Below are 13,836 nucleotides of genomic sequence, written 5' to 3' on the forward strand. Positions count from 1 at the left end.
AAAAAAGTGCTGATAGTACTAAAAAAAACGTGCGATATATCTTCATACTGGAAAATTACGATTAATTTGGTTTTTTACGCTTTCGCGAAAGCGTAATTTTAATAATACAACGCTCCTTAATGATTGATTTACCTAAAATTGAAACCAAACGTCTTGCCGTAAAGCTCACTGCTAGAGCCGAAAAGCTTGTTAAACAAGGGCACCCTTGGGTTTTTGATAATAGTATTGCAAAACTCAATAAGGAAGGTCAAGCTGGAGATCTTGCTATTCTTTTTGATAACAGGGCAGATAAGGTGTATGGTATAGCTCTTTATGATCCAGATTCACCCATACGTCTTAAGGTACTAAGTAGTACCCCAGCAACAGCAAACGAAGCATTTTTTAAGGATAAAATTCAAGAAGCTTTTAAAAAAAGAGCTAAACTCTTACGTACAGACACTAATAGTTATCGACTTCTTTTTGGTGAGAATGATGGTTTTCCGGGTCTCATTGCAGATGTGTACGATAGCGTAATTGTAGTAAAAGTATATAGCGCTATCTGGTTTCCATATCTAGAGATGGTATTACCACATTTACTAGCTATTTCTCATACTGAGACTATGGTGTTACGGTTGAGTCGTAATGTGGGTAAAGGCAACACTTACGGTCTTACAGATGGACAGGTGATACACGGCGTACTTAAAAACGAGGTTGTCACTTTTGTGGAGCACGGTGTAAAATTTTCGGCAAATGTGATTTATGGTCATAAAACAGGTTACTTTTTAGATCATCGCAACAACCGTAAGCGTGTGGGAGAACTTTCTAGAGGAAAGAGCGTACTTGATGTTTTTAGTTATGCCGGAGGATTTTCTGTACACGCGCTTGCTGGTGGAGCAAAAGAGGTAGTGAGTCTTGACATAAGCGCACAGGCTCTAGAAGTGGCAGTACAAAACGGAAAGTTAAACCCGCATAAGGGTACACATAAAACGATGGCTATAGATGCTTTTGTGGGATTACAGCAACTCATAGATGAGCAACAGCAGTTTGATATTGTAGTGATAGACCCTCCTAGTTTTGCAAAAAGTGCGAGAGAAGTGCCTACTGCTAGAAATAGTTATGCAAGACTGGCACAACTGGGAGCGCAGCTCACTAAGAGAAATGGGTTATTGGTACTAGCGTCTTGCTCTTCTAGAGTGGAGGCTCAGGTATTTTTTGATATATGTGAGGCACATATAAGAAAGTCTAATAGAACTTTTAATGTAGAAGATAAAACCTACCACGACATAGATCATCCTATAGGTTTTTCAGAAGGTGCTTATCTCAAATGTGGTTACTATAGGCTTAATTAATTACACTAAAAATAAACATATGCGTTGCCTACTGGTTCTTTTTATATCGATAACTATACTTTCTTGTAAAGAAGAAAAACCCCTTTTAGAAACCACTATAGAAGATGTAAATTTTATCCCTATACCTAATGAGGTAAAAGCGCACCCCTATGGTTTTCTTTTTGATATAGAAACAGTAATAGTAAGTGACACGCTCACAGAAGTTAGAAAGATGGCTAGTGATTTTAAAAAGTACTTTAAAACAACACCATTTTTAAAAGAAGCCATACAAACCACACAGAAAGAAGAAAATGTTATCTCATTTTCTCTGGTCTCTCCAGATAGTATTCAATCTGAAGAGGGTTATGTGCTAGACATATCACATCATAAAATTGCTCTTGCAGGATCTACAGAAGCGGGAATTTTTAAAGGTGTGCAAACATTAACCCAGCTACTTCCAGACAGTCTTATAGCTGCTAAGCCTATGGATAGTCTTGTTATACCGGGTATACGTATTGTAGATGAGCCTAGATTTGCATATAGAGGGATGATGCTTGATGTAGCCAGACACTTTTTTACCGTAAACCAAGTAAAGCGTGTCATAGATCAAATGGCGTCTTATAAGCTCAACAAGCTACACTTGCACCTTACAGATGATCAAGGATGGCGTATTGAAATTAAATCTTGGCCCAAACTTACAGAGATAGGAGGAAGCTCATCTGTACGTGATGAGAGTCCAGGCTTTTACACACAAGAAGATTACAAGGAAATTGTGGCTTATGCACAAAGTAAATATATTACGGTTATTCCCGAAATAGATATGCCAGGTCATACTAATGCAGCTCTTGCATCATACCCAGAGCTTAATTGCAATGGCAAAGCGACAAAACTTTATAGAGGTATGCGTGTAGGTTTTAGTACGCTATGTGTAGATAAAGATATCACGTATAAGTTTATAGATGATGTAATAAGAGAAGTAACAGCAATAACTCCTGGAGAGTATATACACCTAGGTGGTGATGAATCTCACGTTACTTCAAAAAAGGACTATAATATATTTTTAAATAAGGTTTTTCCTATCGTAAAAAAGTATGGTAAAAGTGTTGTGGGCTGGGAAGAAATACAAAGTGCAAATATAGATAGTACCTACGTAATACAGCACTGGCAAAAAGAAGCTACCGCTCAAAAAGGAATCCATAAAGGGGCAAAAGTGATTCTCTCACCGGCTAAGAAGATGTACTTAGATATGAAATATACAAAACTGTCTCCCATAGGTCTTACTTGGGCGGGTATGGTAGAGGTAGATAGTGCTTACATCTGGCAACCGTCTTCTATTTTTAAGGATATAGATACCTCGCAATTACTAGGTTTAGAATCACCATTATGGGCAGAGACAATACAAACATCAGACGATATTGAGTATCTGGCCTTTCCTAGAGTTATAGGACACGCAGAATTAGGCTGGAGTAATGCAGCAAATTATAATTGGGATAATTACCGAGTGAGATTACAAAAACACTATGCTAGAATGGAAATACTAGGAATAAATTTCTATAAATCTTCACTTATTCAAACTTCTCTTAAGCAGTAGTTCTGCGATTATCATATTTTAGTTGCTCACTTATAGCCCATTTTACAGCCTCTTCTAAATCAAAGAATTTTTTAATTTTTGATTTGAAAAATAAACGTTCTAGTAAAATATTAGATCGTTCTTGCTGGCTGTATGATACCACAGCAAATGCACTAATAGAGTTTCTAGCTTTAAAAAACTTAAGCCAGTCTTGAGGAACAAGTGAGTATGGATGTACTCTGTTAGAAATATAAGCTATCTTTTGACCTACTCCATAGTATGACTCTGCAATAGCAATAATTTCTTGAGCCATCTCCCAGTCAAACAACACCCCTTCTTTAACTTCTGATATGATAAAATTATCAAAGAAGTAAAAAGTGCCATTATCTAGAATATAGATGTCTTGTAATTCGTAATTAAGATTTGATTCGGATACTAACATATGTCAAAATTAAATCTTTAGTAATAATCTCAAATTTAAAAATTTATGATGAATGTGTCAATAGATAACAAGATTAAAAAACCCGATAAAGTGCTATAAATGAGTGAAATATTACATTATTCACAACCACTAGTGAACCCTGTTGCATCAAAAGATGTTTGAACAACACCATCTCTGTCACCAGTTATGACTTGTATAATAAGATCATTCTCACCACTACCATCGCGTTTTGGGCTACAATATTCAAAAAGATAAAAACTATTTGCCTGCCCAGCGACTCCGTTTGATATGTCATTAAAAACAGCTTCCAGTTCGTTACTGTTTTCTGCAAAAGCGCTACCCGTTTTACCTATAGCTGTGAGAACCTCCTCATCTATTTCTGAGCCTAAACCTATGGTAAAAAAACTTATATCTTCTCCGGCGTTACTTACGGCATCTAGTGCTTCTTGCTCACTATATCTAGCAGCTTGATCTGTTCCATCTGTAAATATTACGACAGATGCAGCTGCAAATAAATCTTCATTTTCTAAGGTATCTACTATATTTTCGGCATTTGTAGCTGCTTTTATTACAGCTCCATACAAGTCTGTAGAGGGGTCATTACTTATATCATCTGTAATGCCATCTATAGCCTCTTGAAGTTGAGTAGCGCTCGTAGTGAGTGGTTGTAACTCGTGTAGTACATCTTCTCCATCAAACCAATAAATAGCCATTTTAAAAGATTCTGTAGGTACGGCTGGCATCACATTAGTAATAAAACTGGTAGAGGCCTGCTTTAATTCTTGTAGACTTGAACTCAACACGCTGTTACTTAAATCCAGTACAAGGAGTGTGTTGTTTGAAAATATTTGAGCACTGGGTGATATCGCGGCAGATGCTTCTGAGCTAGAAATCTCATTATAACAATCATCATTACGACCTTGTTCAAATATGGTAAAGTTAGAAGGAGTTAATCCGGCCACAGGGCTTCCATCTGAGCCATTTACTTTAAAAAACACAGAAACCTTAGAGGGTAAGGTTGTGTAAGATTCTTGAATTGTAATATCTAATTCTTGAGAGCCTAAATTAAGACAGGCTATGCTATCATCACCACCTCCGTCATCGTCTCTTGAGCTACAAGAGGTTAAAATTGAAATACTTAAAAGGGCAAAAATTGCGATGTATAATTTCATAATTATTCATTTGGGATTGATGCTTAGAGAACGTCTTACTTTTCTATTTATTTCTTCCTTTCTGTAATGTATGCATCTTTTTCACTACTCAATTAAGGGCTAATGAGTTGTAAATATTTTATATTTGAATGTTGGTAAAAGTGATTACGCTTTCGCGAAAGCGTACTAATAGTAACTAATGGCACACTTTGTGTAATACCCTAATTACATAAAGTCATATTGTAAAAACGTATTACATCCCTTGAAAACCTTTTCTCCCATAACGTTATCTCTCATTGTAGCATTGCTACTTGTATGCGTTACAACCACTGCCACAGCACAGATAGATGCGCCCAGAGCCTCTATAGAAATAAAAGGAGAACAACCCAATGAGGTGCCTACAGAGGTTTTTATCTCACCTACAGCTCCAAAAAAGGATAACACGATACAGTCTGGATCTCTTGTTTTTAAGAGTAAGATAAAATTAAGCGACCCTTTTGCTGCAAAAGAAAAACGTGAAATCAATCTTATAAAAGGAGACGATTTTGCAAAAAAAGACTTTAGTGCACTTGAGAATAAAATGAATAACTCAAATGCAAAAGATAAAGAAAAGTTAAGGCCAGAGTATTATAGAGATCAATATCTAGGAGATTTTAAAAGTGGTTCTAAGTTTGTAAACTTTACATATCGTGATCACGGTACTGTAGATGGTGACCTTGTGAGTGTAAGCGTTAATGGTACAGTAATTCACCCTCGTATCTTTTTAGAAGGAGAGTTTCAAGGTTTTTATCTTGATCTTGTAAAAGGGTTTAATAAAATAGAAGTAAAAGCTTTAAATCAAGGTTCTGTAGGAGCAAATACTGCACAGTTTGTAATGTATGATGATGAGCGACAGGTCATCTCGTCAAACTCTTGGTTTCTTGCTTCTGGATTTACCGCAACCGTTATTATAGTAAAAGAAGAGTAGTCTACTCCTCAAAAGATTGCATAGATACCAGTTTGTGGTACATTCCTTTCTGATCTATTAATTCTTGATGTTTTCCTTGTTCTACAATTTCACCTTTTTGCATAACCACAATCTCATCTGCATTTTGAATAGTTGAGAGTCTGTGAGCAATCACAATAGAGGTGCGATTCTTCATCATATTTTCTAGCGCCTTTTGCACGAGACGCTCACTCTCTGTATCAAGAGCAGAGGTAGCTTCATCAAGTATCATAATAGGCGGGTTTTTAAGCACTGCTCTCGCGATAGACAGTCGCTGCTTCTGTCCTCCACTTAGCTTGTTACCACTATCACCTATATTAGTATCAAGACCTTCTGGAAGCTCTTTTACAAACTCCCAAGCATTTGCAATTTTAAGTGATTCTATAATTTCCTCATCTGTTGCAGTTGCTTTACCTACAATCATATTATTGCGTAGAGAATCGTTAAATAGAATGGCATCTTGCGTTACAATACCTATATTTTTTCTTAAGTCTTTAAGAGACATATCGCGTATGTCTACCCCATCTACTGTGATATCACCAGAAACGACATCATAAAAACGGGTAAGTAGGTTTGCAATGGTACTCTTACCAGAACCAGACTGGCCTACTAGTGCAACTGTTTTACCTTTTGGGACGTTAAGTGTGAAATTCTTAAGGACTAGTTGCTCTTCATACTTAAATGAAATATTATTAATTGCAATAGCCTTTGCAAAGCCTTCTACTGGTGTTGTGATATCTTTATTTGTAATCGTATTTTCTGTTTCAAGAATTTCTAGAATACGTTGCGCAGAGGCATTACCACGTTTTACACTGTAACTAGCTTTAGAAAATGCTTTAGCTGGCGTTAATATCCCATAAGCGAGTCCCATAAATGCAATAAATGTAGGGCCATCTAGAGTTTCTTCTGTAAGCACCATATTACCACCAAACCATAGTAAAACACCTATCACCACAATTCCTAAAAACTCACTTGTAGGCGAGGCAAGGGCTTGGCGTTGCATTAAACTGTTTGCATAATCATTAAAACGTTTTGTGCTCGTGTTAAAACTATCTTGAAAACGATCTTCGGCGTTAAAACTTTTTATGATTTTGAGTCCGCCAAGAGTTTCTTCTAGCTTTGATAAAATCTCTCCTTGCTCACGTTGCACACGGTCAGACTTCTTTTTAAGACGCTTGCCTATGAGTGATATTACAAATCCCATAATAGGTATAAACGTAAGCACAAATACTGCCAGCTGCGGGCTGAGTAAGAACATAGTTCCCAGCGCAAATATGATGGTAAGAGGCTCTCTTACAATGAGCTCTAGTATGCTTAAAAATGAATGCTGTACCTCCTGCACGTCTGATGTGACACGAGCAATGGTGTCACCCTTGCGTTTTTCTGTAAAGTATGCCACAGGTAGTGAGACAATTTTCTCATACATTGCATTTCTAATATCCATCAAGACGCCATTTCTTAAAAAGGTAATGAAGTACATCGCTAGATAACCGAAAAGGTTTTTGAGTAAAAACACCGCAATCACAAATCCTATCATTAGCGTGAGGGCTTGGACTTTATCATCTTTTGCAATTTCTGTGACATAATATCCCAGAGAGTCTTCCATAAAGTCTTTTGCTTTGAGAAGGCCGTTCCACTCTGGCTTTTCGGTAACTGTTTTTGTTTTATCAAAAAGGACCTGTAGCATAGGTATAAGTGCTACAAATCCTAAGGTGCTAAATAATGCATAAAAGATATTACAAATGATATTGAGAATCCCATATCCCTTGTAAGGCATTGCGTAAGAAATAATCTTCTTAAAATATTCCATAAAGTATGTGTGCGCTTTCGCGAAAGCTAAAAAAGTTTAAACCCCTAATGCAGTTTTTATACCAGCAATGCGTTTTTCTAGTATAGCAGAAACACTGTCATACTCTCCTAGTGTAGTAAGCGGTGTATGAACGCTTATATAAAATTTGATTTTGGGTTCTGTACCACTTGGTCTAGCAGCTACTTTACTACCATCTTGAGTGTAATAAATAAGCACGTTAGACTTAGGTATGTCAATGGTAGTAGTCTTTCCAGTGGTTAGATCAAGTGATGTAGACGCTTGATAGTCTTCTACGCGAGTTACCTTACTGCCATTTATTTCTTGCATAGGGTTCTCACGTAGGTCTTTGAGCATTTGTTTTATTTCGGCTGCGCCAGATTGTCCTTTTTTTACAAGTGAGATAAGCGTTTCTTGATAAAAGCCGTGCTTTAGGTAAAGCGTTTTAAGTTTTTCAAACAGTGTTTGTCCATTTTTCTTTGCTTCTGCTGCAATGGTACAAGCGAGTAGGGTAGCAGTTACGGCGTCTTTATCTCTCACAAAATCACCTACCATAAAACCAAAGCTTTCTTCACCACCACCTATAAAGTGTTGCTGTGGGTAGTCTTCAATCATTTTTGCTATCCACTTAAAGCCAGTAAGTCCAGTTTTACACTCTACATCGTAAGAGGCAGCAAGTACGTCCATCATAGGTGTAGATACTATTGTACTTCCTACAAATGGTTGTGGGTGCTGGTTTGCGCTTTCGCGAAAGCGTTCTAAAAGATAATCTGTCATTAAGACCATAGTCTGGTTACCGTTGAGTATAGTGAGTTTACCATTATCACCTCTCACGGCTATACCTAGGCGATCACAATCTGGATCTGTACCTATCACTATATCTGCTCCTTCTTTTTCTCCTAGCTCTAAAGCCATTTTAAGAGCAGCAGTCTCTTCTGGGTTAGGAGATACCACGGTAGGGAAGTTACCATCTGGTACTTCTTGTTCCTTTACAATAGATAGGTTTGTAAAACCAGCCTGCTTTAACGTGTCTGGTACTAATGTTATAGAAGTCCCGTGTAAAGAAGTAAATACGATACCTAAATCTTCTTTGGTTTTATTGTCAAGACCAAAAGATACCTTTGCAACACTTGCGTCTATAAAAGCTTTATCTACTGCGGTGTCAATACGTTCTATGAGATCATCATTACCCTTAAACTTTATATCACTAAAGTCTAATGCATCTATGGTTTTAATTATTGCAGCATCTTGTGGTGGCACTAGTTGTCCTCCATCTTGCCAGTATACTTTATAACCGTTATACTCTGGTGGGTTATGACTCGCAGTGAGTACAATGCCACAGTGACAGTTTAAGTGTCTCACAGCAAAGCTAAGCTCTGGTGTGGGTCTTAGGTCTGAAAATAAGAAAACCTTAATGCCATTTGCCGAAAATACATCTGCTACAACTTGTGCTAGTTCTTTACTATTGTGACGACAGTCATAAGCTATGGCGACACTTATTCGCTCATCTGTAAACTGAGTATATAGGTAATCTGAGAGTCCCTGAGTATTTTTACCTAGGGTATACTTATTAATTCTATTGGTTCCTGCGCCCATAACACCGCGCATACCTCCTGTACCAAATTCTAGATTTTTATAAAAACTATCTGCTAGCTCCTCTGGGTTATGAGCTATGCTATCTTTAATGCTTTGCTGTGTCTGTGCATCAAAAGTGTCAGTAAGCCAGGCATTTGCCTTTTCTAAAATTGCAGGATCGTGGTATACCATAATATTCTATTTGTTAGAGTAACAAAAGTACGGTTTTGTGTTAATTTTTATCGGGAAATACCAATTTCTCATAAATAGATTTGATATTTGAAAGATGCCACTTAAAAGTCTGACATTAGTTTTTCTGTTATTTACCACTGTTGCGTTTAGTCAACTAGAGGCATCTAAATGGTATTTTGGTAATGGAGCAGGGTTAGACTTTTCTGAAGGTTGTGCAATGTCTTTTAATGGTAGTGTTATAAATACCATTGAAAGTAGCTGTGCTATTAGTACTTCACTAGGGGCACTACTCTTTTATAGTGATGGTCGCACAGTGTATAGAGCAGACAACCAGATAATGGAAAATGGAGAGGAATTGCTAGGAGAGTTTTCTTCTACAAACGGAACATTAATTCTACCTGCACCTGGAAGTTTCACCCGATATTACATATTTACAGCAGACGCTGCTCAAAACTATTTTGTTAATGGCGTGGGTAATGGTATTAATTACTCAATTGTTGATATGAATGCTGGAGGAGGAAATGGAGCTGTTATAGAAAAAAATGTCAATATCTTAAATCAAGGCTCTGAAAAACTTACTGCGGTTAAAAGTCCCAATGGCTACTGGTTGCTTACTCACTTTCAAAATAGCTTTTATGCATACCCTGTTACAGCAGCAGGAGTGGGGACACCAGTTATTACAACTATAGGACCAGATATTTCAGATTTTAGAAACATAAGAGGAGCTATAAAATTTTCTCCAGACGGATCTAAGGTTGCTATATGTCATTCATATTTTGAGCCAGTGCTCTCTGGAGAGTTATTATTATATGATTTTAATATAAATACTGGTGTTCTAAGTAACGAACAATTACTAGGAAATGACGTGGTGTACTACGGAGCGTCTTTTTCTCCTAACTCTCAAGTATTGTATACCTCAGGTAAAGTTCCAATAAATGGAGGCCAAGAGACCGGTAATTCTCGTATATTTCAATATAATCTTCAAGCTGCAGATATACCTGCATCACGTATACAACTAGCAGATTATCTATCAAGTCCATTTGTTAACCTTGCAGGGTTGCTGCAACTAGCTATAGATGGTAAATTGTATCATAGTTTTAGTGGAATACGACTCTCTGCTATATCATTACCAAATAGAGTGGGTGATGATTGTAATTTCCAATACAGAGCAGTGGGGCTAGGTCTTAATACCTCTTCATTAGGTTTGCCTCCTAGCAATGAGGAGTATTTTAGAAATATTATTGAATATGAAAACCTATGTGGAGGAGATAGTACACTATTTAGTATTAATACACCTCAAATTATTACAGGCGTACAATGGAATTTTGGTGACCCAGCATCTGGCATTGCAAACCAAAGTACTGAGCTGGCCCCTTCTCACGTTTTTTCTGATGTAGGTACATATACAGTCACGGCTCAAGTTACTTTTGCATCTGGAGAGGTTGAAGTTTATAGGGTTATAGTAAAGAGTATTGTAGCGCCAGATCTTATGCCTGGTGAACTATTTCAATGTGACGTAGATGGTAACATTGATGGAATTTCTCAATTTAATTTATTTGATGCTCTTGATGTATTATTTATACAAAATACTAACGTTACTGGTGGTGTTAACTTGACTTTTTACGAAAGCGAAACAGATGCAATACTTGCTCAAAATCCAATTACAAACCCAACAAATTATGTTAACCTCTCTAATGGTCAAGTAATTTACGCTAGCATTGCCCCATCATTAGACTGTGCGCGAACTACAGAAGTAACCTTAAATGTAGTTTTAGGTGAGCCTCTAGAGGATATAGAGCTGCTTATATGTCCATCTGTAGAGGGAGAAAACTCATCGGTCGTACAAGTAGAAAACATTCTCGATGCTTTACAAGATATATATCCCAATACTCTAGTAAGGCTATTTGAATCTCTAGAATTTGCAGGATTACAAACTAATGAAATTGTGGGTTCTGTGTTGTTTAGTTTTAATGATCCTAACATTTTGTATTATAGATTAGGTGAGCCAGATGAGTGTATAGGTATAGGTAAAATTATGATAACACTTAGTGACCCCCTAGACCTAGAAAACCAAGAACTAGTGGTTTGTTTTACAGAAGAGGGTACTGTATTAGAAGGTCCAGAAGGGTTTATGGAGTATGAGTGGAGTACAGGAGAGACCACAAAAGATTTATTTATAACAGAAGCTGGAGTTTATACACTAGATGTCACCTTATTTGCAGGTTGTAGTGGTTCACTATATTATGAAGTTGTAGCAGGGCTAGAACTACAAGTAGAGGTAGAAGTAGAGGATTTTTTACAGAGTAACACGATTACTGTAGATGCGTACCTTGCAGAAGGGACTATTTATTACAGTATAGATGGAGGTAGTACTTTTAGTACGTCTAATGTGTTTACAGATTTGCCTCCCGGTATCTATCAAATTGCTGTGAGAGATGAGGTGGGTTGTAATTATATTACAAGAGAGGTAGAAGTAAGGGGTGCACCTAAGTTCTTCACGCCTAACAGCGACGGCTACAATGACACTTGGCACGTTATAAATGCTCAAAATTATCCAGGATTGACCGTAGAGGTATTTGATAGATTTGGAAAACAAATGACCTCACTCACAAGTAACTCCCCAGGGTGGGATGGTACCCACAATGGTAAAAAGCTAGAAACCAATACCTACTGGTATAAAATCACCTATGAAGAAAGAACTACGTATGGTTTTTTTACTTTAATAACAAGAGGTGATTTATAATGTTTCCTTAATGTGGTATCGCTGCTTTTCTCTCTTAGTACGTAAGATGAGTTCTCCTATAAAACCAGCTATAAATAGTTGGATACCTATAAGCATAGATACAAGAGAGATATAAAACTGTGGTCTTTGTGTAATGAGTCTCCCGGCTTTATTTAAGAATAGCTTATCAATACCTAGATAGGCTGCAAAGCCAAAACCTACTATAAACATCACCACGCCCAGCGCTCCAAAAAGGTGCATAGGTCGCTTACCAAAACTACCTAAAAACCAAATAGTCAATAGGTCAAGAAAACCGTTTAAAAAACGTTCCATCCCAAACTTAGTCTCCCCATACTTGCGAGCTTGATGCTGTACAACCTTCTCACCTATGTTTGAAAAACCAGCATTTTTTGCCAGTACAGGGATGTATCTGTGCATCTCGCCATAAACATCCACCGTTTTTATAACTTCATTTTTATAAGCCTTAAGACCGCAGTTAAAGTCGTGTAGTTTAAGACCACTTGTTTTGCGAGCGGCGGCATTAAAGAGTTTTGAAGGTAAGTTTTTTGCAATTACAGAGTCGTAGCGTTTCTTTTTCCACCCAGAGACAAGATCATAATTTTGTTCTGTAATCATTTTATAGAGCTCAGGGATCTCTTCGGGGTTATCTTGAAGGTCTGCATCCATTGTGATAATTACATCACCTTCGGCAGCTTTAAAACCAGCGTGTAGCGCTTGCGATTTCCCAAAATTGCGATTAAAACGTATCGCTTTTATGTTGTTACGCTTTCGCGAAAGCGTACTTATCACCTCCCAAGAACCATCTGTGCTGCCATCATCTACAAATATGATTTCATAAGAAAAACCATTGGAATCCAGGGTTTCTGAAATCCAATGGTGTAATTCATTTAGTGATTCTTCCTCGTTAAGTAGAGGGATAACAACAGATATTTGCATATGTATTTTCTAAGCGTCTGCGTGCGGGTTCTCTTTCTTTAATATTAATCCAGCTATAAGCGATATGATAAAACCAAAAAACAGAGACATCATTATAGCTACTGGTAACATAAAGCTAATCTTTGTGAAAGGCTCTTGAAAAGAAATAGATTGGTCTAATTGTGCATCACTCATATCTGGATACATCTCGATTATTTGATCACGAGCCGCATCTAGTGCAAGTTCAGAATAATTAGGCTCTAGCACTTGGGTGAGTATAAGAAGCCATATACCTCCTAGTAGTGCTGCTATAAGTGATACGCCAAGTCCAATTTTTATCGCTTGGCCAAGCTTCATAAAGCCACCATTACCTTCTTTAAAAGCTTTTAGAGCCATTACAATTATAATGATTGTAATAACAAAGTTTAAAACACCTAGTGACCAGTGTGGTGCAAGAAAATTATCTGTGACATAAAGTACAACATTGAAGAGTATAGATATTACACCAAGTACGACACCGAATTTAATCATTACATCTTTGATAGTAGTCGTGTTTGTAGTTTCAATTTTCATAATAGTATGATGGTTTGGTTATGGCTAGTTAGTACACAAATATACGATATCGTTACATCGAGCCTATAAAAATCGTAACTTCGTATAATAGGTGAGAATTATTTTAAATAATAGTTGTATTTTTTTAAAAATTATGTAAATTTGCACCTCGAAAAATCGAATATTAAAGCACTGAATTAAGATGAAAGCAGGAATACACCCAGAAAATTTTAGAGTAGTAGCATTTAAGGATATGTCTAACGATGAGGTGTTCTTAACTAAGTCTGCTGCAGATACAAAAGAAACAATTGAGATAGAAGGAACTGAGTATCCTTTAATCAAACTTGAAATCTCAAGAACGTCACACCCATTCTACACTGGTAAAGCTAAGCTAGTAGATACAGCTGGACGTATTGATAAGTTCAAAAACAAATATGCTAAGTTTAAGAAGTAATTCTTATACTTTAATTTATAAAAAAAGCCTCCTTATTCAAGGAGGCTTTTTTTTGTGTAAAAAATTAACATATTCTGCACAATAATATTTTTCTATAGATAATAGTAAAAATAACGCAACTTATAGGTAGATAGTAGTCTTAT

General features: G+C 36.8%; 11 protein-coding genes. 5 read left to right on the plus strand and 6 right to left on the minus strand.

Translation table 11 applies throughout. The features are described 5' to 3' along the window. Positions 1 to 119 precede the first annotated feature (119 nt). Positions 120 to 1,328 (plus strand): class I SAM-dependent rRNA methyltransferase, encoded by a 1,209-nt coding sequence (locus ABVM49_RS10160; protein ID WP_405201746.1) that lies wholly within the window; start codon positions 120 to 122, stop codon positions 1,326 to 1,328. A 19-nt stretch (positions 1,329 to 1,347) separates the two neighbouring features. Then, positions 1,348 to 2,898, plus strand: a complete 1,551-nt coding sequence (locus ABVM49_RS10165) for a family 20 glycosylhydrolase (RefSeq protein WP_405201747.1) — start codon at positions 1,348 to 1,350, stop codon at positions 2,896 to 2,898. Here ABVM49_RS10165 and ABVM49_RS10170 read toward each other — a convergent pair. Together ABVM49_RS10170 and ABVM49_RS10175 are read right to left on the minus strand one after the other, a co-directional pair. After that, positions 2,888 to 3,319, minus strand: coding sequence for a hypothetical protein (locus ABVM49_RS10170; RefSeq protein ID WP_405201749.1), 432 nt, complete (start codon positions 3,317 to 3,319; stop codon positions 2,888 to 2,890). The two genes, ABVM49_RS10165 and ABVM49_RS10170, sit on opposite strands and share 11 nt — an antisense overlap. 116 nt (positions 3,320 to 3,435) lie before the next feature. Beyond that, positions 3,436 to 4,491, minus strand: coding sequence for a vWA domain-containing protein (locus ABVM49_RS10175; RefSeq protein WP_405201752.1), 1,056 nt, complete (start codon positions 4,489 to 4,491; stop codon positions 3,436 to 3,438). Positions 4,492 to 4,732: 241 nt separating this feature from the next. Between ABVM49_RS10175 and ABVM49_RS10180 the strand changes: the two genes are divergently transcribed. Beyond that, positions 4,733 to 5,437, plus strand: coding sequence for a hypothetical protein (locus ABVM49_RS10180; RefSeq protein ID WP_405201753.1), 705 nt, complete (start codon positions 4,733 to 4,735; stop codon positions 5,435 to 5,437). A gap of 1 nt (position 5,438) precedes the next feature. Here ABVM49_RS10180 and ABVM49_RS10185 read toward each other — a convergent pair whose 3' ends face one another. Then, the gene (locus ABVM49_RS10185) at positions 5,439 to 7,265 is read right to left on the minus strand and encodes an ABC transporter ATP-binding protein (RefSeq protein ID WP_405201755.1); all 1,827 of its coding nucleotides are present in this window, start codon (positions 7,263 to 7,265) and stop codon (positions 5,439 to 5,441) included. Between the two features lie 36 nt (positions 7,266 to 7,301). Beyond that, entirely contained in the window at positions 7,302 to 9,029 is a 1,728-nt protein-coding gene (locus ABVM49_RS10190) for a phospho-sugar mutase (RefSeq protein ID WP_405201757.1), read from the minus strand. Between the two features lie 94 nt (positions 9,030 to 9,123). Between ABVM49_RS10190 and ABVM49_RS10195 the strand changes: the two genes are divergently transcribed. After that, the gene (locus ABVM49_RS10195) at positions 9,124 to 11,772 is read left to right on the plus strand and encodes a T9SS type B sorting domain-containing protein (protein WP_405201758.1); all 2,649 of its coding nucleotides are present in this window, start codon (positions 9,124 to 9,126) and stop codon (positions 11,770 to 11,772) included. Here the strand turns inward: ABVM49_RS10195 and ABVM49_RS10200 are convergent. Together ABVM49_RS10200 and ABVM49_RS10205 are read right to left on the minus strand one after the other, a co-directional pair. Beyond that, positions 11,767 to 12,708, minus strand: coding sequence for a glycosyltransferase family 2 protein (locus ABVM49_RS10200; RefSeq protein WP_380034231.1), 942 nt, complete (start codon positions 12,706 to 12,708; stop codon positions 11,767 to 11,769). The two genes, ABVM49_RS10195 and ABVM49_RS10200, sit on opposite strands and share 6 nt — an antisense overlap. A 9-nt stretch (positions 12,709 to 12,717) precedes the next feature. After that, positions 12,718 to 13,260 carry a DUF4199 domain-containing protein gene (locus tag ABVM49_RS10205; protein ID WP_405201760.1) on the minus strand — a complete coding sequence of 181 codons (543 nt, stop codon included), beginning with the start codon at positions 13,258 to 13,260 and terminating at the stop codon, positions 12,718 to 12,720. 181 nt (positions 13,261 to 13,441) lie between these two features. Between ABVM49_RS10205 and ABVM49_RS10210 the strand changes: the two genes are divergently transcribed. Continuing rightward, positions 13,442 to 13,693, plus strand: coding sequence for a type B 50S ribosomal protein L31 (locus tag ABVM49_RS10210; protein ID WP_021778754.1), 252 nt, complete (start codon positions 13,442 to 13,444; stop codon positions 13,691 to 13,693). The last annotated feature ends 143 nt before the right edge of the window (positions 13,694 to 13,836 follow it).

This window comes from Dokdonia sp. LLG6352-1, from assembly GCF_045055815.1.
In the GTDB taxonomy this organism is placed as follows: domain Bacteria; phylum Bacteroidota; class Bacteroidia; order Flavobacteriales; family Flavobacteriaceae; genus Dokdonia; species Dokdonia donghaensis.